Below are 25521 nucleotides of genomic sequence, written 5' to 3' on the forward strand. Positions count from 1 at the left end.
TCTCGGGTTCGTGAATACACCAACGTTATGTGAAAGATCGGCAAGTCAATATAAAAGTACATTCGAATCATGCGTAGTATTTCATGACTCAATAATAAGGAGAAGATTGATGGATTACATTAAGTGGATAAGAAGTAAGGTAGGTAGTGAAATGATAATCCTAAACTTTTCTGGAGCGATTATTACGAATGAAGAAGGACAAATATTGTTGCAACGGAGAAGGGATAAGAATGCATGGGGCTTTCCTGGGGGAGCTATGGAAATAGGGGAATCCGCTGAAGAGACAGCAATTCGTGAAGTACAAGAAGAAACAAGCTTAATCATATCTATTGAGAATTTAATTGGGGTATACACGAAGTACTTTGATAAATACCCAAATGGGGATCAAGCACAGACAATTGCATTCTTTTATAAGGGATGCATTTCCGATGGGGAATTAATTAGCTGTAATGAAGAAAGTCTAGAACTTAAATTCTTTAACCCTGAAGAAGTACCAGAATTATTTAATCAGCAACATGATGATGCATTTACCGATTTTATTAATAAGAGAACGGGAGTATATAGATAATCGGAAAATCAGAATTTTAAGAGCTGATTCAAAGATGGCCGATCCATCACATAACACCTCATTTACGCGGCGGGCTGACGGAGGGAATTCGAGGAAGAGGAATTAGGCAGACAACCCTGCACTGGCTAAGTCCGTCGGACCCGGCTCCCGTTGGTCGCCTTAAGCCAGTGAGGGTTCGTGAATGCAAGAACGTTATGTGAAATGCGAAGTGAAAGGATAAAAATGATGAGAGATGAATTATTAAACAATTATTTTTATCGAGATGGAAGCCTTCGAGATATATATACTACGAACCCATTATTCTGATTGGGATTTGTTATTGGACTATGTCAGATCAAACCCTGATTTTGAAATATTTATTTTCAAAGATGGAGAAGAAGTACATGAGAAACTAAGTATTATAGAAATATTAAAACTTAAAGATGATTTTTCAATGGTCGTTCATATCGAATATAAAGGTATTTCTATTTCCGGCTATTTCTATGAGGCTGACAACATTGAGTTTGACATTTCACCTAAAGAAATTATAAGTCTTGAAGAAGTAGATAAAGTAATTCAGTTTATGAAGGAGATTGCTATGTTTATTAACAAGGAAGTTATTTTAACACCAGAAATGGATATGAAAGAAGTATACATAAGAGTACTTTCTACAGGAGAAACAATATTTATGTAAGTAGCTCAGGAGCACTTCACATAACAGCGTATTCATGCTGCGGGCTTACGCCCTTGGTCCCGGACCGTTGTAAAAGTGCCGAGGGTAACTCAGCCGGACAACCACTGCGAGCCTAAGTCTAATGACCCGTTCCCTACGGGTCAATTAAGGCTTTCGGGTCCATGAATACAAGAAAGTTATCTGAAATTCAGCAAACTAAATTATGAGTCTAGGAGATACAAAATATGAAATCAATAATCGGTAAGGTGCGTTTTCTTTCCGTAAAGGAAGGAGGTCAAAGTAAATTACCTAAAGAAATGCTCAGTACACCAATTATATTTAAAGATGATATTGACCAAGAATTTGGCCTATGGAGTATGAATATGTACTTGATTACTGATTTTGATGAGAATAGAGAGGCGATCGTACGTTTCGAATTTTTATTCAATAACTCCTCGGAAGCGCCTCATCAGTTACTTTATGTAGGAAGTAAATTTAATTTAATAACTAACAGAGTAATGGCAAATTGTATAGTAACTAATATTGTTGATGAAGAAGAAGGGGAATGGTTTTGTCCCGCTGTTGAGAGAGTAATTAGTGAGGGACTATGTTGGGAATATTGTTTTGCCAATAATGGCGGTCCGACTGATACTGCTCAAGAACTAGACTTATGGATTCGAAATACAAAGAAATATAAAAGTATAGAAGAATTCCAAATGGTTTGTGATAAATGTAAACATTGTCAGTGGTCAAGATAGAATAAAGAATTTGTGAGTATATCATGGAAGTGCTGAACTTCAGATAATACCGTATTCGCGCTTCGGGCTGACGCCCTCGGTCCAGCAGAGGCATTTCGGGGAAGTGGAAGCAGCCGGACACATCGATCCCCCTAAGATAAGAGCTATTTAAAAGGGATCAACGTCGGTAATACAGTAAATAAGAGCGTGGAGGTTCTAAATGATTGAAATTCAGTTTCAATATGTTGGATTTTGGAAACGGTTGATAATTACATTTATTGAGATGCTAGTTATGTCAATACCGTTAACGATAATATACAGACTATCTGTATATTTAGCTGAAGCCCTTGGCTATGGTCCAATTTCCTTAATTCACTGGCTTGTTTTTTTTATCTTTGATATAACGCTCTTGGTTAAATTTGGTGGAACACTTGGGAAACTAATATTTAAGATAAGGGTAGTCAATAGAAATGGGAAATATTTGAATGTTAAGCAAGCTTTAACTAGATATATTTTTATACTAGCTTATGGAGTCATACTCTCGGTTGAAGAATATTTTTCATACCTGAATGTTGAGGCGCCAGATGTAATAACTCAAATTTCATTATTTTATGGTTTAGTTTTTATCATTGATTCATTTACTATTATTTTTAACAATAAAAAAAGAGCTATTCATGATTTTATGGCTGGATCATATGTAGTGACGAAGAAGAGCTTAGATATTTAGATTCATCTTCTTGGAAATGAAGGGCATATAACTTCGCCTAACACCATATTCACGCTTCGGGGCACTCGCCGCTCGGACCGTCCGGTGTCCGATGTGAATTCGAGGAAGCCATTGGCAGAAGCGAGGAAGCGGGAGCAGCCGGACACATCTGCAAGACTAATCTCGTTGTGCGAACCGGTGTTATGGAAGGCTAGCCGGTCCGATCCTCCCTTAAGTCTTTCGACGTCATGAACACAAAAACGGTATCTGAAAGAGTCAAATTTCGAATTATTAACCATAAAGGGCGATAATAATGATATTTCGTGGAACTCAAGCTATTATTATTTGGTCGATTATTCATATTGTTGTCATAATAATTAGTTTTACTTTTATAAATATGTTTTCGGGAATAGTTTTTAGTATTTTACTTTTTTGTTTTTTAGTATATGGATATTCATCTAAAATTCTGATTATTGAATCAAAGATAAGGACAGATTCTCTCTTTAAGAGAAGAGAAATTGATATAAGTGAGATAAAATTTATTGAGCAATTACAGAAAAAAAGGCTGGATACATTTATATAAGGCTAGGAAAAACTAATACAGAGGACTATTACATTCTTCATTTGAAGAATAAAGAAAAAGTTAAAGTAAATGCCTATTTAAAGCATAAAGGGATAAGCTTAGGGCGACATTTAAAGTATGTTCATAAAATTCAGTTTAAGGAATCAGATAAGATTAAATACGTTTACGGAAATCCTTGAGGCAGGAGTCCGTTGTGGGTCAAGCCGGGCACATCCCTCCAACTAATCGTATCGCGGCCGCCCCTTCGGGGCTTAAGTGGTAGGACATCGTGAAAACAAGAACGTTAGCTGAAATTACTGCAAATGAAGAGATAATTGAGGTGAAGGGAATGGAGATTAAAATAATCTCTGACTTGGAATATGCAGTGTCAGGAGTATCTATTAAAGATGCAGCAACACAAAGATACTGTGTATTTGATTTCGAATCTACAGGGATAAATCATGAGACAGAATATATTACACAAATAGGCGCTGTAATTATTGAAAATGGTTGTATTCAGGAAGCCAAGACCTTTAATTCTTTTATTAAACCACCCAAACAGATTCCAGAAGCAGTTGAGAGATTCACAGGCATTTATAATAGCTATTTAATGAATGCCCCAGTTCTAAAGGGCGTTTATAACGATTTTTTAGTATTCATTAAAGATACTGTTTTAATTACGCACGCGGGATATGAATTTGATTTACCTATTTTACTTAATGAATGCAAGAGAAACAACCTCCCAATGATTACGAATTCTTGCTTAGATACAAAAGCTCTATTTTCGTATTTGTACCCGGAAGTTAAAGATATTATTTGGACAGATTATTTAATTAAGTACTATAACATTCAAGATAATGATTTAAAAAGACATGATGCATTAGCGACAGTATATTAATTGGACGGATTTTTTTAAGCATATTAGACGAATTCAAGACTAGAAACATAAATGACATAGAATTTATAGACCAAGTGATAGTAAAGCGATTTCAGATAAAACCCTTAGTGTGAATTGTTCTAAGAAAGGCAGTAACATCAGCTAACACCGCATTCACGCATTGGGCCTGATGCCCTCGGTCCTTAAAACCCTATTCATTTTATTGGAGGTTGAGTCAATGAATCCACCAAAGCATATTGTTTCTGCAGCTGCGATCGTTGTTAACGATAAGCAAGAGATCTTACTCATTAAGGGTCCACGTAGGGGCTGGGAAATGCCTGGAGGACAAGTAGAACTTGGGGAATCCCTTTCACAGGCAGCAATAAGAGAAACAAAAGAAGAATCAGGGATAGACATAGAAATTATCACATTTTGCGGGATTTTTCAGAATACCGGGAATTCAATTTGTAATACCTTATTTTTAGCGAAGCCGGTTGGCGGAGAACTAATAACAACAGAAGAGAGCTTGGAATCTGGTTTTTTTCCAATAGAGGAAGCACTAAACAAAGTTGAATGGAAAAATTTCAGACAACGAATAGAATACTGTTTAAAACCGGAAACACAGCCTTTTTGTATTGAGTTTAATGATGAAATGAATATTTGAGCGGCCTTCGGTTACGTGAAAATAATTAAGTATGGGGGGAACTGATCTGAGAGCAACTCCGGAAGTACTGGGCGTCTGGAAAAGGTTTGATATGCTTCCAATGGAAACATTAACAAAAGCGTGGTTCTTAAAAACAGAATCTGATACAAAACAGAGAAGTGTAGAATTAATGAAATTACATCGTGAACAATATGGCACATCAGGCAATTGTTTTGATCTGGCCATTTGGTTACTGCATGAATTCAAACATGAGAACATATCAGCCTATGCGGTCGGTCATGATTTATTTACTCCCAATGCGCATGTTGCAGTTGTTGCCGTGAGTGAAAGAGGCCATAAATACTTGTGTGATTTAGGTGATCAATGGATTGAGCCTGTTTTAATTGATCAAGAAAGCAGCGATTTTACAGAAGAGAGATTGGATGATTTTTTCCCTGGTGCTCAAGTGGACATATCAGTTAATGGAGAAGATCTACGTATTAACTACTATAGAACGAATGGAAAACAAAGTAGTCAAGTATATCATTTAAGACCAATACAGCCTGAGACATTAATAGAAGCAGGAGAATATTCGCAAAAACTGTTAAGAAAACCGCTGGTAGAGAGCAGAATCTTTTCGAATAACGAAATCACACATTGGGAATTTAACGATTATCAAAGCTTTATGAGTAGTAAACAAGGAAGGACTGAAGAAAGTAAATTAACGATGATAGACGATTGGATTGAAAGAATTAATAATAAAGCAGGTATAAATAAGGAAATCATAAGAGAAGCGCTGGATAAATATCATCTGAGATCTTCGAATGCATAGTTATAACCCCAAAGGAAACAACCCCCAATGACCTATCACTTATATCATTATTTTGATTCAGATAGTGGTCCATTTAAAAACTTATCGAGTCTTACATCAGAAAAAGCAAATGAGATATCTGCTCAATTAAGACAAGAAGGTAAGTCGTTTGCAAGTCAAAGATCAGATGATTACATGTTGATAAGACGAGAGTTAGAGAGAACTGCTCGAGAGAAATTTATAGACAAGAGAGGTAGGCCTAGAAATATCTATCCCCATTACATGACTGTGGGACCGTGTGAATGGCTTAAATCATGGTATACAAAACCAAATTGGATATCCATTAATTGGGATGAGTTTCAAGAACAGTCAATAAGTTTTACCTATGGTGATCTATTTCCGACGATGAGATATCAGGACAAAAAACCTTACCGAGGACAAATATATACGAAAAATGAAATAAAAAGCTTAATAAAGGAATATGGATTCCCACAAGAATGGAATAAACAAGGCGATAAGGGACCTGAGCGATATATTGAAGTGCAAGTATGGGATGATCAAGTGATTAAGCGATTTTTCAAAACGCACAAAAAGGACTGAAACCATGTCTAGAAATATTATTGTTACAGGCGGGGCCATTATTAAAGATCATTACGGAAGAATATTATTACAGAAACGATCTGATTATGGTGATTGGGGATTACCAGGCGGCGGTATGGAAGCCGGTGAAACAATTGAAGAAACCATGATTAGAGAAGTTAAAGAAGAAACCGGACTTGATATCAAACACTACGATTTATTTTCCATATATACAGGAGAAAGAATGAAGTATACCTATCCTGATGGAAATGAAGTTGTTTTTGTTATGTTTTTATTTAGTGTGGAAGCCAATTTGGATGGGAAGCTAGCCGAGGATGGGGAAAACCTTGTTTATAGAGATACTGATAATGAGTCTTTGCAACTAGCATTTAGAAGCATTGAAGAAATTAATATTGACTCGATTAATATCGTACAGAGACCAGTATTTATTGATTTGAAGGGACGGAATACTGGAATTCTAAGAACCTAAAGGTGTGATAGATATCGAAGAGGGCTCTGGCATCACATAACATCGTATTGAGCTTGAAATCTTGAATTTAGTAAAACCTGTTTTCGAGATAATGAATGATCAGAAAGAACGATTTGAAAACCATTGGCAGACAAGGACAGAAGCTTAAAGTGACAAACGCGTCTAGCACTGTAATATGGCAGCGGGCTTGCGCCCTGGATCCGACCTCTTTAAACCATGCTTAGTAAATAATGAATAAGAAGGATATAGTTTTGGCGGCTTTTATATTTATTGGGTTTTATTTTATTCCTGTTGGCCTATATATTTATCGTAGCCTTTTTGAGAGCAATTAAGAATATAGTCAAAGGTAAACCGTACACCGGAGAATTATTTTGGAGTGGGCTATTGTTTGCAATAATCATATGGACAATTACGCCATAATTAGCTAAGCCAGTGAATAGAGCCAATTAGATGCGCTGCACGCAATCGAAGAGTAGAGCCCTTCGACGCCGCGGCGCTTTATTGTATGCTGCAAACCCAAAAGTGGTATATACTACCAATATAAATGAGGATAGAAAAAATTTAATGTCAGGAGTGATAGCTTGAATCCAGCTATTTTATCTAATGAAGATCATGAGCTTATCAAAAGGTATAAGATAGCCCCAATGAAGTTGGAAGAGGCTTTGTCTAATCTTTCCGATTTGGAATTAAATCAGAAAAGAGCAGAAGGAAAATGGTCAATTCGAGAGATCACACACCATATCATTGAATGTGATTTGAATTATTTTCATATTAACCGTTTTGCATTAGCAGGTTCAGAACAGACCTATATTTTTAATGATTTTGATCCACACATTTGGAATAAAAATCTTGAGCATCTGCAAAGGCCCGTGCAGCTCGAAATTCAATTATTCAAATTGATTAGAGAATACATATCCTATCTTTGCATGATTTTACCAAATGCACTTGATAGAGAATTAGTACATCAGGACGGGAGAGCGACAATTAGAGACGCAATAAATCATGATAATCTTCATGCCTATCATCACATTGATCAAATTTATGAAATAAGAAAAATACATGATATTTAAGTCACATGAAGTATGAATACGGAGGGATCACGATGCTAATATTTTTTCGTTACAACTGGATGGTAAGAGAACAATGGTATTAATGGTGTGATGGTCTTAAACGTCCGGAAGTATAAATTTATAAAATAAGGCTGCAGTTTTATTCTGGGAGGTACATAAATGTCTGATAGAAATATTGAAATACGTAGAATTATTGATACGTATACGAATAATTGGAACGACTATGATTTCAAGAATATATCATGGCATAGTTCTATATCTGAAGGTAAAGCAACGATTGCTGAGATTATCGGCCACTTATTGAATTGGGATCAGTACTTAATAGCTAATGTCATCCCTTGAGTAGTCAATGGAGAGGGTATGATCTTTCCGGAATTCGATGCTTATAATAAATTAGGATATGAATATGCAAGAAATCGTTCGAAAAGTCTTTTAATTCATGAATTTACAAATACGAGAAAAGAGTTATCGGAATTACTAATAAAATCAAAGGATATTATTGATAGACCAACTACTGCAAATGGCGTAAGTAATAGCCCGCATAGTGGAAAACCGTACAGTTTGCTGTATATTATAGAGGAATTTATTGAACATGATGAACATCATAAAAATCAAATAAATGCAATTCAGATAAGGTAGTGAGGTTTATGCGATACGGTTAATGACTTGGAACGGGTAACACGGCGAATGTTTATCGTTGGGGGAACTAGATTCCGAATTCTTCTAGAAAACTTGAAAATTTAAGAAAGAACTAAGCAAAATTGATATTACTTCAACGTATGGTTGGTTGAGCTGCGATAACGCATTTTTAATAGACGCAAGGATAACAACCGGAAAGAAATATAAAATTAAATATTTGCCTAATACCAATATTGGAATTTATAGAGAAGAAATTGATTGATAATAAGGGGAGATGAAACAAAGATTATTCGGTCACTACGGACTGATTAGAGTTGGCATCTGCCTGAAAGGAGGGATATGGATCGTAACGAAGCGCAGCATCTATCTCTACATTCTTATCATCGTCATCGCGTTCGGTTTTCTAGCCTATGGTCTAGTTCCGGTGTCTGCACAGACTGTTGTGGCGAACATCGATGAAATAGATTCCATTTCATTTGATTATCTGAGTGATGGTGAAGTGACGCACGATTCAATCCGCTTGAAGGAAGAAGACCAAGAAGAACTTGCTTCAATCGTACACTCAGCGAAATATAACAGACAATACGGCAGCAAGAATATACGAAATGACGGGAAGGCATTACTGCTTACATTTATTTTGAAAAACAATGAAAATTTCCAAATGGATATCAATGACAAAGGCACAGTGGTTAGTCACCATAAGAAATACAAAACGAACAAGATCGTCTACGATAAATTATTGAAATGGTTGAGGACTAAGAAACCGAGTTGAGCTATATACGATAAGGTATTAAGGAATAGGTCGCGAGGAATCGCGACTTTTCTTGTCTATATACGTATTGACGTTAGGAATAATGAGGTAAACAGGAGGCGATCGTCATGGAAAAATGGGAATATAAAACACTTACCTACAAGACCGGTGGTTTTCTAGGAGGTAAGCTGGATCCGGAGGAGTTCGAAGGACTTTTAAACGAATATGGAACTGAAGGCTGGGAGCTCGTTTCATGCTTTGATACGAGCAAATCTCAAGGACAATCCAGGGATGTCATTGCGATTTTTAAGCGAAGACAATAGGGACCTCCCGAATATTAGTCATCAAATCAAAGCATACGTCAACCATTCGAGAACGAAAACGGTTGAGCTAAGCTGTTTGCCTAAGCCTAAGGAGTTGAGTGCGATGAGAATAAGAAGAGCTTCTATTCATGATATCGAGGGCATAGCCAGTGTGCATGCAGAGAGTTGGAAAAGTACATATAAGGGAATAATCGCAGATGCTTATTTATCGAGCTTGACTGTGGAAGGCCGTAAGCAAAACTGGACGCGGATATTCGATCATCTTGATTCGGATCAAACCGTTCTGATCCTTGAACATAGGGATGGCCGGGTTGCAGGATTTATTCATGGCGGGAAGAGCCGGGAATCGGATATGACATACAGCGCGGAAGTGTATGCCTTCTATTTATTGAGGGAATTTCAGGGGCAAGGCTATGGAAAGCTGCTATTTCGGACGTTCATTGATGCAATGAAGGCAATGAATCATAGATCCTTCATGCTGTGGGTGCTGAAGGATAATCCTGCACTGCAGTTCTATCAGAAGGTGGGCGGAGAAACCATGTCGAGCAAGAAGATTCTAATCGGGGAAGAACGGTTAATTGAAGTGGCGCTTGGCTGGCACGAAAAATAATTCGATAATCTAAGGAAGGAGTCGTCGCAGCCATGAACTGTTTGGGTTGTCGATTAGCGAACCATCTGGCGGAGAGCCAAGTTGTTTGGGAGGATGATCTTGTGACATGCCTCTTGGACATAGACCCCCTGAATGAAGGCCACACGCTGATTTTGCCGAAGGCGCATGTGACGGAACTGGACGACATCGATGAACAGACGATGGGTTCCATTATGCAAGCTTCCATACGAATCTCCAAAGCGCTGAAGGCGATATACAAGCCGGATGGAATATCCGTCATTCAGAACGGCGGCATCTTTAATGATTTGGGGCACTACCATATGCATGTGTTTCCCCGCTATAAGGACGATGGATTCAGCTGGAATGAGCCTGGCATGAAATCGTCGATGGCACCTGCTTGTGTACAAGTACGTTTGATGGAAGAGCTCAGCCGGTTGTAAGAGACGAACTACCCCGTCTATTGCGAGAGTTCAACAGTCTGCATAGAAATAGTAAGGAGGAGACAGGATGAAAACACTACCTTTGCTTACGCGTATCCTATTAATTCCCGTTATCCTCTGTCTAATGCTGTTAGTGCCGATTGCGTTTGCTTTTAATGATTCAGGGGAATCGGCTTTAACGATCATCCTGATGTACGGTGGCATGCTGCTGGCAGGAATTGCGCTGTTCGTTGCAAATGAAATCGTCATTCGGAGGAAGGCGCTGCGTTACAGCGCGATTCGCATTATGTATCTGTGCATATGGGGAGTTATTGCACTTGTGGGCGTGTACATGCTCTCAAGGGGGCTTCTATAGTACATATGCGATTGTCGACCGGGTGCTGCAAATCGATGAAATGTATATCGGGTTGAAAGATAACGGCGATGCGCCGCCAGACTTGTGGGACTCTGCGCCGGTGCGGCATGCGAATGCTTTCTGGTATTATCGGAGCTTGAAGCATCGTGTGAACTATTCGGGAAAGGTCGTCATTTGCCGGAATTTCTTAGGCCCAGCCGTTCGTTCTGGAGCCTATCATCCGCCGCATTGCTTTGAAGTGGTGTTGGAGCAGGTCTTCAGCGATGGCGTGCTCGTTAACCTGACTTCCTATAACGACTTGGCGGCAGACGTCAGAGAATTAATGAAGCAGTAGCAGCCTGCTGGGGGCAATGTGCTCGATGCAAACGCCAGTCTTGGCGCGGCTGCAGCGAATACCTTCGCGTTTGCCTACCTATTGGAATCGTGACCGGAAAATGAACAGCAAGACAAAGAGACCTGGCCGATGCCAGGTCTCTTTGCTGCGTCGATGGCCCCTGTGAACCGCAAGCGCATAGGCGAAAGCGCGAACGGGACAGACTAATTACGGCTGATTAAAGACATTCTCTTCAAGAACGTCGAATTTATTCTCGTACAGCTTATTAATGTGCTGTTCGCCCCAGTCGCACATGGCATCCAGAACCTTCTGCAGGCTCTGCCCGTATTCCGTCAGCTCGTATTCTACTTTCGGGGGCATTTGATTGTAGCTGATCCGATTTACGATGCCGTCCTGAACGAGCTCGCGCAGCTGCTGCGTCAACATCTTCTGAGTCAGATTCGGAATGTGCTGGAGAAAGTCGCACTGGCGCTTCCTGCTTTTCGTGAGATAGCACAGAATGAGCGGCTTCCACTTGCCTCCAATGACATCGAGCGTAGCCTCGACGGTTACATTATATTTTTTGTTCACGGTATCATCCTCCATGCGGCCTAAAAGGAACTTATAAGTACCTGCCTTACAAAAAAGTGCGTACTGTTCATTAGACAGTTATTCAACCATAATAACACGTATCGGCCGGATGGATCACAATAATTTCAAAGGAGAGAGGAACTATTATGCAGGGAAGAAAAAATAAATTGGCGTTATTGTCTCTAGCCATTAGTGCCTTTGCGATTGGGACAACTGAATTTATCAGCGTCGGTCTGCTGCCATTAATCGCTAATGATTTGCATATATCCGTCTCGATGGCGGGTCTCACAGTTACGCTGTATGCGCTCGGTGTTATGTTCGGCGCGCCGATTCTGACTTCGTTGACCGCATCTATGCCGCGGAAGACGCTGCTGATCTGGATCATGCTCGTATTTATTGCAGGGAACACAATGGCCGCATTCTCGACCGGATTCGCGATGCTGCTGATCGCACGCGTCATCTCCGCGTTTGCCCACGGGGTATTCATGTCGATCGGTTCAACGATCGCAGCGGATTTGGTCACGGAGGACCGCAGAGCCAGCGCGATTGCCACCATGTTCTCTGGGCTTACGGTGGCGACGGTGACAGGCGTACCGATTGGCACGTTCCTCGGTCAACAAATGGGCTGGCGGGCTGCTTTTATCGCGATTGTCGTTATTGGAATCATTTCATTGCTATCCGCATGGATATTGGTGCCTTCAGACCTTCGTAAAGCGGTGCGTACCCCGGTTCGCGACCAGGTTAAGCTATTCGCCAGCGGCAGACTTGTGCTCGCCTTCTTAATTACGGCGCTCGGCTACGGGGGTACTTTCGTCGTCTTTACTTATTTATCTCCAATGCTGAACGAACTAACCGGATTCAAGGAATCGTCGATTGCATTAATATTACTCTTCTATGGCATAGCAATTGCGATCGGCAACGTGATCGGAGGTAAGGCAGCCAATCGGAAGCCGCTTCCTGCGCTCCTGGTTATGTTTATCATCCAAGCGGTCGTCCTGGTCATCCTGATGGCGGCGATTCCGCATAAAACAGCCGGTCTAATCGCTGTCTTCGCCATGGGTCTGCTGGCCTTCATGAATGTGCCGGGGCTGCAATTGTATGTCGTTCAGATGGCCGAGCGATACGCTCCGAAGGCAGTTGATGTCGCCTCTGCAGTAAATATTGCTTCATTCAACGGGGGAATTGCGCTAGGCGCATGGCTTGGCGGCGTAGTTGCCGATCAATTGGGACTTATTCATACAACGTGGGTAGGCGCTATTATGGTTGCTGCCGCTGTAGTACTCACCTTATGGAGCATACTGCTGGAGAAGAAAAAGAACCGTGCCGATGATGAATTCTCGTCGGTACAACAAAAAGTCGGCTGACAGCCGTACACAGGAGGTTGGACTTATGAAGCAGAAGACAATGGCTTTGCACAACGGTCTCGAGATGCCGCGGCTTGGACTGGGTGTCTTCCAGGTGGAAGAAGGACAAGAGCTGATTGACGCGATTAAGTTTGCTATTCGCCAAGGCTATCGGAGCATAGACACGGCGGCGATTTACGGCAACGAAGCCGGTGTGGGTCAAGGGATTCGCGAGGCGCTGACGGAGAGCGAGCTTCATCGTGAAGACTTGTTCATTACGTCCAAGGTGTGGAATGCAGACCAAGGCTTCGAATCGACGCTGCAGGCGTTCGAAACCAGCTTGGCGAAGCTTGGTTTGGCATACTTGGATCTCTATCTGATCCATTGGCCGGTCGCGGGCAAATATAAAGAATCCTGGAGAGCGCTGGAGAAATTGTATGCGGAAGGCCGCGTTAAAGCGATTGGCGTCAGTAACTTCCAGATCCATCATCTGGAGGATTTGATGAAAGACGCCGTAGTGAAGCCGATGGTCAATCAGGTGGAGCTGCACCCGATGCTGTCTCAGACAGAGCTTCGTGAGTTTGCAAAACAGCACGATATTCGAATCGAAGCGTGGTCACCGCTTATGCAGGGACAGCTGCTCGATAACCCGCTGCTTCAAGAGATTTCAGCGAAGCATGGAAAATCGGTTGCCCAAGTCATTATCCGCTGGGACTTGCAGCATGATATCATTACGATTCCCAAATCGACCAACGCGCACCGAATTGCCGAGAATGCCGATGTGGAGGATTTTGAGCTGACCGCGGACGAAATGGCTCGAATCGATGCGTTGAACGAGAACCGGCGTATTGGACCGGATCCGGATAACTTTAATTTCTGAGTTTATTTATTATTAAAAGAAGGGGTCGCTGCAAATCTTGCGGTGGCCCCATTTTCACGTCTGGTATATACTACCAAATAGAGGGGTTTCCGCGAAAAGGGCAGAAACAAGCATCGAGGGCGGACTGCAAATTGAAGAAAGATCAGGTGGTGGAAGGATGCCAAACATGCCGATCAAAGCCGTATTCTTCGACTTATTCGAAACGTTAGTGACGGAGTTCGCGGATGGAAGGCGAATCTCGAAGCGCAATTATGACTATGCGGAGCTGCTCGGCATTCCGAATGAAGATTTCAAGCAGTCATGGAACGAGCGATCAAGGCAAAGAATGACAGGGGCATTCCCGGACTATGCCTGTGTGCTCAGAGATATTTTGGCATCCCGAGCTTTAGTGTGCGACGAAGAGAGGATCGAATCGTTATACCAAGCTAGATTGATAGAGAAGGCACTGCCCTTCCATGCCATTCATTCCGATGTTATTGCGCTTCTGAAGACACTTAAGTCGAACAACATCAAGATTGGTCTGATTAGCAATTGCACCGAGGAAGAAGTGAGAGGTTTGCCGGGCAGCGAGCTTGCCGCCTACTTGGACGATGTTATTTATTCATTTGAAGTTGGCGCGGCCAAGCCTGACGCGGACATTTATGTACGGGCCTGTCAGCGGCTGTTCGTGAAGCCGGAGGAGTCGGTATTCGTCGGTGACGGCGGATCGAGCGAATTGGATGGAGCTCGCGAGGCTGGAATGAGGGCGTATCATGCGGTATGGTTCAATACTTACCTAACGAGCAGCTGCAAGCGAATCGCTTCGCCGATGGAGCTGTGCAGCGAAGTGTTGGCAGGAAGAGAAACGGCAGCGGAGCACAACATGTAAAGGAGATTTCATCATGACGATGACGAATGAGAGCACGGCTATCGAGATGAAGCGGGTGTCCACGGAAGAGACGCAAGCCGTGCTTGAGCTGTGGCAGGGGTCGGCCAGATGGCTGCAAGCCAAGGGCATTCGCCAATGGCATCCCGATGATTTCAGCCTGGATCGCGTGCTTGAGGTGATGCATGCCGGCCATGAGCTGTTTCTGGCAAGGCTGCAGGGCGAGCCAGTCGGGGCGCTCTATATTTGCGGGTCAGATCCGCAGCTATGGGAAGAGCTGAACGATGAAGAATCGGGCTATATTCATCGCTTCGCCGTAAGCCGGGGCCACAGCGGGCTAGGGATCGGCGATCAGATGCTGGCATGGGCGGAAGCTTACATCCGCAGCCAGGGGAGGAAGCGGGTACGACTCGACTGCATGGCGGACAATCCGCGCCTGAACCAGTATTATCTTGATGCCGGCTTTCGGCATGTGCGAATAGTGGATTGGGATAACGGCTACAGATGAATCTGTACGAGAAATAAGCGCCAGGCCGCGCCGCTTATCGAAAAGGACTGCTTTCGTTCACGTAGAACGGCGCAGTCCTTTACTGTTGTTAACCCATCAGCTCGCGAAGTGCCTCCGCGAACATAGCGATGCCGGGTCCGATTTCCTCGGCTTTCGGTCTGGCGAAGGTGAAACGCACATAGCCGGCATCCGAACCGTAGACGCTTCCGGGCACGAACACAGCGCCTTTCTTGATGGTTTCCTCCAGCAGCTTGCCATCGTGAACCTCGGGGACCAGCTTGCACCACAGGTGCAGCCCGCCCTGCGGAACCGAATATTGGACCAGGTCCGGGAGCTCTTTCTCCAACGCTTCAATGAGCAGATCTCTTCTGTAAAGCAGCTGCGTGTGCAGGCGTTCCAAATGCGGTTCGAAGTAAGACGATTTCAAGAACTCGGAAGCAATTTGCTGCGGAATGACGCTGAGCCCAAAATCCATCTGCTGCCGGGCGTCCGCAAGCCGTTTCACGATGGCATTCGGCGCTACCATCCATCCGACGCGCAGGCCGGAAGCAGCGATCTTCGAGAACGAACCGATATACAGTGTCGAGCCTACGGGATCGATCGCTTTCAGCGGCAGGGGCGGGGCTCCTTCGTAAGCCGTCAGACTGAACGGATCGTCTTCCACGAGCGGAAGTCCCAGCTCGCTTGCGACGTCGAGCAGCTGCTTGCGCTCCTCAGAGCCGAGGAGGGTTCCCGTCGGGTTCTGGAAATTCGGATTCAAGAACACCATCTTGATTCGGTGCTTCTTGAATAAGGTGCGAATGTCGCCCGGCTGAATGCCCTGCCGATCGACAGGAAGCCGGAACAGCCGAAGACCGGCTGATTGAAACATCGGCAGCGAGTAACAGTAGGACGGATCCTCGATCGCAACGGCGTCTCCTGGAGCAAGCAGGCACTGCGTGATCAGAAACAGCGATTGCTGAGAGCCTGACGTAATGAGAATGGACGATTCCGTCGTCTGTATACCCCGGTATTTCCCCAAATAAGTCACAAGCGATTGCCTGAGCGGGGTGTACCCTTGCGGATTGTCGTAGCCAAGGTAGCCGGTGTACTGCTGCTCTCGCATGAGTGCCGCAATCTCAGCGCTTGGGGCCAATTCCGCCGCAAGCTCGCCGCTCGCGAAATCGATCAGCGATGGATGCTGCGTCAGTGCTTCGCGAATTCTCCGCATGAACGGCGGATTCGGCAGAAAGCTGCCGCCTTCGCTGTACCGGCTCCAATTCGGCGTATGCCTAGGCGTAGCGCCCCATTTGCTGCTGCTGACCCGCGTGCCGCTGCCTGTCCGGCTTTCGATAATGCCCATCGCGCGAAGCTCCGCAAAGGCTAGAATGACGGTGCTGCGGTTCACGCCCAGCTGCTCCGCCAACTTCCGTTCGGAAGGCAGCAGGCTGCCCGGTGGAAATTCGCCGTATGAAATTCGCTGCTCCAAATTGTCCGCAATTTGCTCGAACAGCGCTTTTTTGCTGTTGCGATCGGGCTTCCACATGGTTGTTACACTCCTGGCTATGAAATGGATGGTTTACATTCATCCGGATTTGGATGGTTTATTATGTACCGCTTTTTATTATCATAGTGCTCAAGTCGAAAATCAGCAAGGAGTGGGCAGTATGGCAGGGTCAGGCGAGGAGAATGTTTCGAAGATCGAGATCATTAAGCGGCAGAGCCGTCACCTGCGGGGGACGATCCAGGAGTCACTGCTGGACGGACAGCCTAAGTTCGCAGACGAAGACGTTCAGGTACTCAAGTTTCATGGCGTGTACCAGCAGGATGACCGCGATCTCCGGGTGAAGCTGAAGAAAGAGGGCAAGGACCGGCATTACAGCATGATGATTCGGGCGCGCATACCGGGCGGCGTGCTGAACCCGGAGCAGTACCTCACATTCGATCGCTTGGCGGATACGTACACGGACTATAAGAACATGCGGATCACGACACGGCAAACACTGCAGCTGCACGGCATTCTCAAGGGCGATCTCAAAACAACGATCAAGACGCTGAACGAATCGCTCGTCACGACGCTTGGCGCATGCGGCGATTCGGGCCGCAATACGATCTGCTGCGCGGAACCGGGCGATGAGCCGTTCCGGGAGGAGATGCGGCATGATTTGCTGGCGCTCGCGGACCGGCTGAGCGCGAAAACCAACGCCTACCATGAAATTTGGGTGGACGGCGAGCCTGTCCAATTAGCCGAAGGCGAATCGGAAGAGCCGCTGTACGGAGAGGTCTACCTGCCGCGTAAATTCAAGGTTGCTATTGTCCCGGAAGGCGATAACTGCCTGGATGTTTACGATAACGACCTCGGTCTTGTCGCGCACATCAAGGACGGGCATATTGAGGGCTATACCGTCCTCGTCGGCGGCGGCATGGGCCGAATGGCGCTGGATCAGGAGACGTATCCGAGACTGGCGAGCCCGCTGTGCTATGTGGCCAGAGAAGAAGCGATCGGAACGATTCTGGATACATGCGTCGCCATCGTTACCATGGAGCGGGATTTCGGCGACCGCGCCAACCGTCGCTTCGCCCGCATGAAGTATTTGATCGACCGCAGAGGATTGGCGTGGTTCCTGAGCGAGGTCGAGCACAGGCTGGGTCGCAAGCTGGATCCGCCTAGGCAGCTGGAGTGGCAGAACGGCAGCGATCATCTGGGCTGGCATCGGGAACGCGATGGGATCAGCTATTTCGGGCTATTCGTCCCTTATGGCCGTATTGCAGATACCGAATCGATGCAGCTGAAATCGGCGCTTCGCGAGATCGTCAGCGCGTTCAAGCCGACGATTCGTTTCACTTCGCAGCAAAATGTCATCCTTGGCGGCATCCCGGATGCACTGCGCGCTGCGGTTGAAGAACGGCTGCAGGCGGCAGGCGTACCGCTGCCGGATGAGCTGTCGAAGCTGCGGCAGCACACGATGGCTTGCGTGTCCCTGCCTACCTGCGGTCTAGCCTTGGCGGAATCGGAACGGGCGATGCCGGACTTGATCCCGCAGCTCGAGGAGCTGGTGCAGCAGCTTGGCCTCGCGGACGAGGAGCTCACCATCCGGATGACAGGCTGTGCCAACGGCTGCGCTCGCCCGTACAACGCCAATATTGCTTTCATTGGAAGGGCTGCAGGCAAATACGACGTGTTTCTGGGCGGAAGCGCGCTTGGAACAGCCTTGAACGAGCGATACCGGGAGGCAGTGCCTTTCGATCAGTTGAAGGATACGGTTCGTCCCGTGCTGGAAGCTTTCGTTCAAGAGCGGGCGGCAGGCGAGGATTTCGGTACCTACTGGCGGCGTTCCGCGGTACGGACAAATGGCTAAGAACCTGCTGGGCAAGCGGATTGCCATCACGGGCTCGCGCAAGCTGCCGGAGCTGAGCGAGATTATCGAGCGGCAGGGCGGGACGACGATTGTTCGCCCGCAGCAAGGCTTGCTGGTGCTTCGAGAGGAAGAAGTGGAGAAGGATTTGCTTCATTTGCTCGAGAGCGGGACCGATTGGTGCATCTTCACGACGGGTACGGGCCTTGCGGCTTTGCTTCAGCAAGCAGATCGGCTCGGTATTCGCGAGCGGCTGCTCGAAATCATCCGGGAGTCGAAGGTAGGCGCGCGAGGCTACAAGACCTATGCGATGCTGAAGCAGCTTGGTATTTCACCGCTCGTTCTGGATGAAGACGGGACGACGGAGGGGCTCGTGAAGGCGCTGCGCGCATTTGATTTCAAGAACCAGGGCATCTTCATTCAGCTGCATGGCGAAGAGATGCCTGCCTTGACGGACTTCTTCGAAGCGCAGGGCGCAGCGGTCAGGACCCTTCTCCCGTACAAGCATACGGCTCCCGATGCAGAGACCTCCCTGCGGCTGTGCCGGGAGATCATCGATGGCGAGGTCGATGCTGTCTGCTTTACAACGGCGGTGCAAGTGAGGTATTTGTATGATTTTGCCCGGCAGCATGGCTGCGCCGCGGCATTGAACGACAGCTTCAGCAGCAAGGTCCATGCGGCTGCGGTGGGCAGGGTAACGGCTGACGTGCTGCTGCAAGAAGGTGTGGAGCGGGTGTCATCGCCCGCTATTGAACGGATGGGCGCCATGATCGTTGAATTAGCGCGCTGCTTCGAAGGATGACGGAGGAGAGAAGCGTATCGACCGGGCTGACCTCCGCATTGCTGGCCTGCTCGGGCGGCGCCATTCTGCTGGTCCAAACCGCGCAAACCGCCGGCTTGGCGCATGAAGAGCTCGTTACGTGGTTTGGTTCGGTATATGTGATCGGCGGGCTGTTGAACCTAATCTTGAGTTTAACGTACCGAATCCCGTTCGCAGGAGCGCACTCGATCACGGCCGTTGCCTTTATTGGCACGCTCTCAGCGCGCTTCACCTGGCCGGAGCTTGCCGGCGGCTTCATCATGTCCGGCGTGTTGATACTGATCGCCGGAAGCACCGGGCTATTCGGAGCCGTGCTGAATCGAATTCCGAAGCCGCTAATCGATGCGTTGCTGGCAGGTCTGCTGCTCTCGTACGTAATCGATATCGTGCCCGCTGCCGTCCAGCTGCCGGTCATCGGGCTGCTTGCCGGGGCAGGTTATTTCCTAGTGCCGCGGGTAACGAAGAGCCTCTCCCCAGCTCTCTGGGCGCTGCTTCTGGGATTGGCGGGGCTCGCATTGCTTGGCGGACTGCATAGCGGGTTCCCGCCAATGCAGGATACCTCGTTCGCGATGCCGCATTGGGTTCACCCGGTATTTACGGTTTCCGGCATGTTCGCCGTCGCGCTTCCGTTGTCGTTGTTGATCATGAGCAACGATCTTGCGGTAGCACTTGTTTCCTTGCGGCGCAACGGCTATGGCCCCTCCGTGGGCAGAACCATGACAGCCTCGGGATTCGCGAGCGTGGCTGCGGGCTTGTTCGGCGGTCATGCGGCTAATGTGGGAGGCATGATGAGCGCACTCTGCAGCAGTCCGGAGGCCGGCCCTTCGGAATCGCGTTACCGCGCGGCAGTCGTCTCGAATGCGGTTGTTATTCTATTTGGACTCGCCGCGTGGCAGGTAACGGACCTGATCCGCATGCTGCCGGCGTCCTTCGTCGCGATGATGACCGGGTTCTCGCTGCTTGGCTTGTTCCAGCATGCCGTTCGCTCTGCGCTTCAGAACCGCAAGCTTCTGCTTTCCGTTCTTCTAACCTTTGGCGCTGCAGCGCTGCATCTTCATGCTTGGGGTATATCCACGCCGATTTGGGCGCTGCTGATCGGTGCGGCGGTGCTGAAGCTGTCAGCTGTGCATGAACGACGCAAACGCAAACTTAACCCTCTGATTGTACCAGCGTCGGATGAGCCGAACCAAGGCGGGAAATACTAGGCAAGACCGTTATCGTATGGTGTACCGCATGCAGACAGAAAACCAATGACGGATCTGCGATCCAGCATTGGTTTTCTGTCATGCCTTGGCAATCGTATGGACTTCGCCAAGTACATCATTTCATAGCCGCTGCCGGGCGGGCTCAGAGAGGGCATTTCGCTATACTGCCTTTAGCACAGCGGCCGTACGCATTGTGCTTTATCTTAGTAATGGAGGGAGTAACCGGCATGCACGATAAATTGTGGTATCTATCTAGACTCAATATCTTCAAGGCGCTGCCCGAGGAGGATATCGTCGAGCTGGACCATATGGCGCGGATGTCGCATTACAACGCCTTGCCTGAGGGCACACTGCTTCAAACTCCGGATTCGCCGCGCGATGGCATTTTCTTCATCAAGGAAGGTAAGCTCCGTCTGTACAAAATCAGCACGGAGGGCAAACAATTTACGATGGGGATATTAGGGAAAGGCAATATATTCGGGGAAACGGATGCGTTCTCACTTGGTTCAAGAGGTGTCTACATTGAAACGATGGAAGAGACCTTGATCTGTTCCGTGCTCAAGGAGCAGTTTGAACAGTTCCTTCTCAAGCGGCCGCATTTGGCCATGAAGTTTCTTAGCGAGCTGAGCATGATGCTGAGAGAACGGGATGAAATGCTGGAGAAGCTGGCACTCGGCGATGTAAGAGAACGCATCCTGTACCTGCTGCTCAAGCTGTCCAAGAAATTTGGCGTGGAGGAGGACGGCTTCGTAAGAATCGATATGGCGGTAACGCACCAGGAAGTGGCCAATATGATCGGCGCAACGCGGAAGGCGGTATCCGTCATCGTCAACAGTCTAACGAAGGAAGGCATTCTGCGGACCGGCAGGAGCATGATTGCCATTCATCAAGCCAAAGCCGAAGCTTGTTTGGAGGAGGGCTGCAAGCCCTAAGCCGGTCGGCTTTTCTTCTTGAATTGCATCAGGATGAACATAATGGGCACATATGCGTACTGCAAGTAGAATCCGACTTGGGCATGATAGCTTGAAATCGACTTCAAGCTGTCGTAATCCTTAATCCAAAACACCCCCAGCAGGAAGAGCAGCAGGCATAGGGTCAAACTAACGGATTGTTTGATATGAAGGCTCTGCTTGGCTGCGCGGCATGTCATCCACAGCCCGAACGCGACGTTGGCGACAACGGTTATGAAGAGGATGGAGATAACCATATACTCTAGCCTTTGAAAAAGCGGCAGCTCCAAGAGCATGTAAATATGAAGCGTCGGCCATACGAGCAGCTGTAATTGATACTCGCTGTAGTACATAAACGTTACGAGAATGAGAATAAGATACAGCACGGTAGCCGCGGCAACGGCTCCATGGGCCCACTTCTTCGATTTGCCTGGCGTCTTAAGGAACGGATAGATCATGAGCAGCGAAAGCACGCCTGCATATTGCACCGACATGTCTTTGGACGCCAGGAGCAGCTCGCCGGGAGTATGGTTGAACAACGGCAGCAGATTGAGCGGGTGCAGGTAACTCCATACCATAATTGGAATCGGGAACGTACACACGGCGGCAGCCAGCGTGCCCCACAGGCTCAGCCCGTTCACGGACCGGAGACCGCCGCTCACCGTGTAGTAGAGCAGCACCAAAATGACCAGGGTGATCGGCCAAAGCGTTAACGTCGGAAACAACCATACCTCAATAACGGAAAGGTAGCTGCGGAATGCGATCAGCGCTCCGTAGCCGAAATACAAGATGAAGATCAGATCCGCGATTTTGCCCCCGAACCGGCCGAAGCAAGCCCGGTTGACGGAGACGAGATCCATGGCTTCGCCGCCGCGCGAAACGATTTTGAAGATCATCCATACAATCAGGTGAACACTCAGTCCCGTGATCGCAACGGATATCCACCCGTTTAAGCCGGCATGTTTCAGAACTAAGCGCTGGTAGTTCAGTACGCCGAAGTTGACCAAGTTGACATGGAGCAGGAAGAACACTAATATCGGCGAGATTTGATCGGAAACCTTGATCTGATTCACGGGGGCAATCCTCCAGGAGCGCAAGCCCGCTCAGCTGCTTTATTTCTTTACAGGCTGAAGCCGGTTTGCAAGATGTCCAGCTTGACATGAACGTCTGTTACGACCGGGTAGCCGCTTCCTTGGGGCGAAGCTGTGCGGCTTCGCTTAGCGTGCCGTAAGGCGAATTCCTCGAGGCCAATGGGGTCAGTCCCATGCTGCCGGCAAAGCGCGAGGAGCTTCGTGATCTCCTTCTCGAGGATGCCGCCGACCGTTTGCTCGAAAGACGTAATGCGATTCGAAGCTTGATAGTCCGCGTGTTTCGGGACGTCCTTGATCCGGGCGGAAATGCGCAGGTCGATGGCAATTGCCGCCGGGTTGACCAGTTTATAGGCAGCTTTGGTTTTGACAATGCGCAGCAGCGTCGTTCCTTTGCTTTCTGTAATGGTGACCGGCGCCGAGTAGCTTCCGTTGCTCGCATTCTCCAGCAGCATATTCAGCAGCAGCGCTTGGCTCAGACCGACATGCAGCACGTCCTTTTGCTTCTTGAACAGCGCCAGGCCGGTCGTTTGCAGCTCACCTTGTTTCACCGCAACTAGCGGAAGGTACAAGTCCCTCCCACGCGAATAGAAGCTGAACAGCGCCCGGTGCATATTCATCTTCGGCAGATTGCCGTTCTTCATGTTCTGCTCGAGCAGATTCGCGATCAGGTACGTGTCCTTAGAATGCCTTGCCGTTTGCAGCAGCTCGCGAGCGGTTCGATCCGCTACGGCAACTTGCATGTGCATGGAAATGCGGGTGTCGCGGCACAAATTTTCCATGATCTTGTCAATGCCTAGCTTCGCATACGGCGTTCCGAATACGATGGCTCCGAGCTGGCCGTATTCGACGGGATACCTCGTCTGGGTGTTAAGTGCGGTCAGCACTTCGAATTCCGAAGGCGTTTCCGTCTCCAGCATTGCCATATTGACCTCGTCCCGCTTGTTGTAGTTCCCCGTCAGCACGCTGCCTCGAATACTATTGCCCGCCGTATCGAAGCCGAGACTTTGTACGAGCATGATCTTATTGATCGTCTTCTTGTCGCCGCACCCCGTCAGCAGCGCGCAGAGCAGAAGAGCCGCAATCCATTTCCGCACAGGCATAAACCCCTCCGGCATGATGTTAATTCCAGTCCTGCTTGTGCCGTTTGACGGGCTTAGGCGAATATTTGACCTTAGATACAGGCCGCAAAAAACCAGGTCGCCTATTGACCTGCTGAAAGGGCATGCGCAGAAAGCTGTCCTTGAAATCCGCTGGACGGAGTGGATATACCGGCGTCGTATACGGATAGCCAAGCGATTTCAACCGCGTCAGATGCACGAACAGGAAGCAGATGCCGATGAAGATGCCGAGGCCGCCCCATACCGCGGCAAGCAGAATGAACGGGAACCGCAGGAAGCGGATCGTATTGGCCATTTTATAAATTGGCGTCGCGAAGGAAGCGAGGGCGGACAACGAGACGATGATAATGAGTACATTGCTCGTCAGTGCGGCTTCCACCGCTGCTTGCCCTACGACGATGCCGCCGACGATGCCGAGGGTTTGGCCGATTTTCGTCGGCAGCCTGGCACCTGCCTCGCGGAGGAATTCGATCGTGATCTCTAGAAAAATAACCTCGAGGACGGGCAGAAACGGCACGTGAATCCGGGAATAAATGAGCGGACCGAGCAGGCTGTGCGGCACAACCTCGTAGTGATAGGTCAGGATCGCGACGTAGAGCGCGCTCGCGAACAGCGAGAAGACGACGCCGAACATCCGAATTAGGCGGAAGAACGAGCCAAGTACCCATGGCAGGTAATAATCCTCCGGCGAGATGAAGAAGTCGAACAGCGTGGACGGTCCTATTATAAAATAAGGGCTTCCGTCACAGATGAAGGCGGCTTGCCCGCTTGCCAAAGCGAATACGACCCGGTCCCGGCGCTCTGTGGCAAGCAGCAGCGGGAATGGCGTCATCGAACTGTCCGCCACCAATTGGTCCACCTGGCAGGAATCATAACTGACGTCGAGGTCGATGCTTCTCAGCCGCTGCTCAAGTCGGTTGACGATTTCCGGATTCGTAACGCCGTCGATGTAGAGCATTGCGACACGGGTATGCGACAGACTGCCGATGCTTACTTCCTTCACGACGAACTCTGGAATATTGATTTGCAGCCGCATGAGATGAATATTCGTATCAATGTCCTCGATGAACCCGACCTTCGGTCCGACGACGCTGAATTCATTCTCCGTATCGTTGTTCGGGCGGATTCCGAACTTGGTCGGAATATGAACGAGCGCGCCTTCTTGGGCGTCTCTCTTCAACTGAATCAGCACATGGCATCTCATCAGCTTGTCATGGATCTCGTCCGAGCGGTTTGAAATCAAGATTTGCGTCATCGGAATCATAGGCAGCAGGTCTTCAAGGGAAGCAATCGGGTTCTCGCGGGCGCTCTCCTGTAAGATCCAGATCAAGTCATGCTGCAATTTGCTCTCGTCGATCAAGGTGCTGTAATACGAGATGTAGAGCTTCTGGGTTGGCAGGGCGATTGCCATTGTTTTGAAATCCGAAGACTGCCGGAAAATGCCGATCATCTGCGATAAGCTCTTGCTGTTTGTTTGCTTCGTCATTATCTACAGCTCCAACGGTTACTTGTGAGGCCAGATTTGCCAATGAAAGGATACAAACAGTATGGCGTTGTAGATTGGTAATTATGCAATTGGACTTGGAGGCAGGAGGGGAAGCAGCGCAAGCGCAGACATTGGATGGTAGTTATTGACGCGGAAGTGGCGGGTGTGAATCGATCCGACCGCTTTTATAATGGACGCATGAA

General features: G+C 47.5%; 30 protein-coding genes. 25 read left to right on the forward strand and 5 right to left on the reverse strand.

Annotated elements, in window-relative coordinates; all coding sequences use genetic code 11:
• Positions 1-106 precede the first annotated feature (106 nt).
• The 17 genes from KXU80_RS26595 to KXU80_RS26675 all read left to right on the forward strand — a co-directional run bounded on the left by KXU80_RS26595 (position 107) and on the right by KXU80_RS26675 (position 11147).
• Complete coding sequence (locus KXU80_RS26595; RefSeq protein WP_219836082.1) at positions 107-568, forward strand: NUDIX hydrolase; 462 nt, start codon at positions 107-109, stop codon at positions 566-568.
• 319 nt (positions 569-887) lie between these two features.
• Positions 888-1241 (forward strand): hypothetical protein, encoded by a 354-nt coding sequence (locus KXU80_RS26600; protein WP_219836083.1) that lies wholly within the window; start codon positions 888-890, stop codon positions 1239-1241.
• A 224-nt stretch (positions 1242-1465) separates the two neighbouring features.
• Positions 1466-1978 (forward strand): hypothetical protein, encoded by a 513-nt coding sequence (locus KXU80_RS26605; RefSeq protein ID WP_219836084.1) that lies wholly within the window; start codon positions 1466-1468, stop codon positions 1976-1978.
• A 199-nt stretch (positions 1979-2177) separates the two neighbouring features.
• Positions 2178-2684: an RDD family protein gene (locus tag KXU80_RS26610; protein ID WP_219836085.1), complete on the forward strand. Its 507-nt coding sequence runs from the start codon at positions 2178-2180 to the stop codon at positions 2682-2684.
• 830 nt (positions 2685-3514) lie between these two features.
• Positions 3515-4123, forward strand: a complete 609-nt coding sequence (locus KXU80_RS26615) for a 3'-5' exonuclease (protein ID WP_219836086.1) — start codon at positions 3515-3517, stop codon at positions 4121-4123.
• A gap of 217 nt (positions 4124-4340) precedes the next feature.
• A complete protein-coding gene (locus KXU80_RS26620) occupies positions 4341-4766 on the forward strand; it encodes an NUDIX hydrolase (RefSeq protein WP_219836087.1) in 426 nt (141 codons plus the stop codon).
• A 100-nt stretch (positions 4767-4866) separates the two neighbouring features.
• Positions 4867-5577: a hypothetical protein gene (locus KXU80_RS26625; RefSeq protein WP_258171166.1), complete on the forward strand. Its 711-nt coding sequence runs from the start codon at positions 4867-4869 to the stop codon at positions 5575-5577.
• Between the two features lie 27 nt (positions 5578-5604).
• Complete coding sequence (locus KXU80_RS26630; RefSeq protein ID WP_219836088.1) at positions 5605-6156, forward strand: hypothetical protein; 552 nt, start codon at positions 5605-5607, stop codon at positions 6154-6156.
• Positions 6157-6160: 4 nt separating this feature from the next.
• Positions 6161-6625, forward strand: a complete 465-nt coding sequence (locus KXU80_RS26635) for an NUDIX domain-containing protein (protein ID WP_219836089.1) — start codon at positions 6161-6163, stop codon at positions 6623-6625.
• Between the two features lie 581 nt (positions 6626-7206).
• Positions 7207-7695, forward strand: coding sequence for a DinB family protein (locus tag KXU80_RS26640; RefSeq protein ID WP_258171167.1), 489 nt, complete (start codon positions 7207-7209; stop codon positions 7693-7695).
• Between the two features lie 159 nt (positions 7696-7854).
• The gene (locus KXU80_RS26645) at positions 7855-8037 is read left to right on the forward strand and encodes a hypothetical protein (RefSeq protein ID WP_219836090.1); all 183 of its coding nucleotides are present in this window, start codon (positions 7855-7857) and stop codon (positions 8035-8037) included.
• Between the two features lie 571 nt (positions 8038-8608).
• Positions 8609-9106 carry a hypothetical protein gene (locus KXU80_RS26650; protein ID WP_219836091.1) on the forward strand — a complete coding sequence of 166 codons (498 nt, stop codon included), beginning with the start codon at positions 8609-8611 and terminating at the stop codon, positions 9104-9106.
• A gap of 107 nt (positions 9107-9213) precedes the next feature.
• Positions 9214-9408 carry a DUF4177 domain-containing protein gene (locus tag KXU80_RS26655; RefSeq protein ID WP_219836092.1) on the forward strand — a complete coding sequence of 65 codons (195 nt, stop codon included), beginning with the start codon at positions 9214-9216 and terminating at the stop codon, positions 9406-9408.
• A gap of 103 nt (positions 9409-9511) precedes the next feature.
• Complete coding sequence (locus KXU80_RS26660) at positions 9512-10018, forward strand: GNAT family N-acetyltransferase (protein ID WP_219836093.1); 507 nt, start codon at positions 9512-9514, stop codon at positions 10016-10018.
• 32 nt (positions 10019-10050) lie between these two features.
• Positions 10051-10458, forward strand: a complete 408-nt coding sequence (locus tag KXU80_RS26665; protein WP_219836094.1) for an HIT family protein — start codon at positions 10051-10053, stop codon at positions 10456-10458.
• 67 nt (positions 10459-10525) lie between these two features.
• Positions 10526-10813: a hypothetical protein gene (locus KXU80_RS26670; RefSeq protein WP_219836095.1), complete on the forward strand. Its 288-nt coding sequence runs from the start codon at positions 10526-10528 to the stop codon at positions 10811-10813.
• Positions 10776-11147 (forward strand): hypothetical protein, encoded by a 372-nt coding sequence (locus tag KXU80_RS26675; protein ID WP_219836096.1) that lies wholly within the window; start codon positions 10776-10778, stop codon positions 11145-11147. The genes KXU80_RS26670 and KXU80_RS26675 overlap by 38 nt, the downstream gene beginning before the upstream one ends.
• A 207-nt stretch (positions 11148-11354) precedes the next feature.
• On the opposite strand, the gene KXU80_RS26680 is transcribed toward KXU80_RS26675, so the two are convergent.
• The gene (locus KXU80_RS26680) at positions 11355-11717 is read right to left on the reverse strand and encodes a winged helix-turn-helix transcriptional regulator (RefSeq protein ID WP_374987730.1); all 363 of its coding nucleotides are present in this window, start codon (positions 11715-11717) and stop codon (positions 11355-11357) included.
• 146 nt (positions 11718-11863) lie between these two features.
• On the opposite strand from KXU80_RS26680, the gene KXU80_RS26685 reads away from it, so the two are divergent.
• From KXU80_RS26685 to KXU80_RS26700, 4 genes are all read left to right on the forward strand, one after another.
• Positions 11864-13081 carry an MFS transporter gene (locus KXU80_RS26685; protein ID WP_219836098.1) on the forward strand — a complete coding sequence of 406 codons (1218 nt, stop codon included), beginning with the start codon at positions 11864-11866 and terminating at the stop codon, positions 13079-13081.
• A 25-nt stretch (positions 13082-13106) separates the two neighbouring features.
• Positions 13107-13940: an aldo/keto reductase gene (locus KXU80_RS26690; protein WP_258171168.1), complete on the forward strand. Its 834-nt coding sequence runs from the start codon at positions 13107-13109 to the stop codon at positions 13938-13940.
• Between the two features lie 157 nt (positions 13941-14097).
• The gene (locus KXU80_RS26695; protein WP_258171169.1) at positions 14098-14808 is read left to right on the forward strand and encodes an HAD family hydrolase; all 711 of its coding nucleotides are present in this window, start codon (positions 14098-14100) and stop codon (positions 14806-14808) included.
• 13 nt (positions 14809-14821) lie between these two features.
• The gene (locus KXU80_RS26700) at positions 14822-15313 is read left to right on the forward strand and encodes a GNAT family N-acetyltransferase (RefSeq protein WP_258171170.1); all 492 of its coding nucleotides are present in this window, start codon (positions 14822-14824) and stop codon (positions 15311-15313) included.
• Positions 15314-15401: 88 nt separating this feature from the next.
• Here KXU80_RS26700 and KXU80_RS26705 read toward each other — a convergent pair whose 3' ends face one another.
• Positions 15402-16838, reverse strand: coding sequence for a MocR-like pyridoxine biosynthesis transcription factor PdxR (locus tag KXU80_RS26705; protein WP_219836100.1), 1437 nt, complete (start codon positions 16836-16838; stop codon positions 15402-15404).
• Positions 16839-16959: 121 nt separating this feature from the next.
• On the opposite strand from KXU80_RS26705, the gene KXU80_RS26710 reads away from it, so the two are divergent.
• From KXU80_RS26710 to KXU80_RS26725, 4 genes are all read left to right on the forward strand, one after another.
• Positions 16960-18651: an NADPH-dependent assimilatory sulfite reductase hemoprotein subunit gene (locus tag KXU80_RS26710; protein ID WP_219836101.1), complete on the forward strand. Its 1692-nt coding sequence runs from the start codon at positions 16960-16962 to the stop codon at positions 18649-18651.
• On the forward strand, positions 18644-19450 hold the full coding sequence (locus KXU80_RS26715; protein WP_219836102.1) for a uroporphyrinogen-III synthase: 807 nt from the start codon (positions 18644-18646) through the stop codon (positions 19448-19450). The genes KXU80_RS26710 and KXU80_RS26715 overlap by 8 nt, the downstream gene beginning before the upstream one ends.
• The gene (locus KXU80_RS26720; RefSeq protein WP_219836103.1) at positions 19447-20673 is read left to right on the forward strand and encodes a benzoate/H(+) symporter BenE family transporter; all 1227 of its coding nucleotides are present in this window, start codon (positions 19447-19449) and stop codon (positions 20671-20673) included. The genes KXU80_RS26715 and KXU80_RS26720 overlap by 4 nt, the downstream gene beginning before the upstream one ends.
• Before the next feature lie 227 nt (positions 20674-20900).
• Complete coding sequence (locus KXU80_RS26725; protein WP_219836104.1) at positions 20901-21605, forward strand: Crp/Fnr family transcriptional regulator; 705 nt, start codon at positions 20901-20903, stop codon at positions 21603-21605.
• Here the strand turns inward: KXU80_RS26725 and KXU80_RS26730 are convergent.
• From KXU80_RS26730 to KXU80_RS26740, 3 genes are read right to left on the reverse strand one after another with little or no spacing between them, the layout of a single operon-like run.
• On the reverse strand, positions 21602-22696 hold the full coding sequence (locus KXU80_RS26730) for a GerAB/ArcD/ProY family transporter (RefSeq protein WP_219836105.1): 1095 nt from the start codon (positions 22694-22696) through the stop codon (positions 21602-21604). The two genes, KXU80_RS26725 and KXU80_RS26730, sit on opposite strands and share 4 nt — an antisense overlap.
• Before the next feature lie 47 nt (positions 22697-22743).
• Complete coding sequence (locus tag KXU80_RS26735; protein WP_219836106.1) at positions 22744-23808, reverse strand: Ger(x)C family spore germination protein; 1065 nt, start codon at positions 23806-23808, stop codon at positions 22744-22746.
• Between the two features lie 25 nt (positions 23809-23833).
• Positions 23834-25318 (reverse strand): spore germination protein, encoded by a 1485-nt coding sequence (locus KXU80_RS26740; RefSeq protein ID WP_219836107.1) that lies wholly within the window; start codon positions 25316-25318, stop codon positions 23834-23836.
• Positions 25319-25521: the final 203 nt, after the last annotated feature.

This window comes from Paenibacillus sp. R14(2021) (assembly GCF_019431355.1).
Classification (GTDB): Bacteria; Bacillota; Bacilli; order Paenibacillales; family Paenibacillaceae; genus Paenibacillus_Z.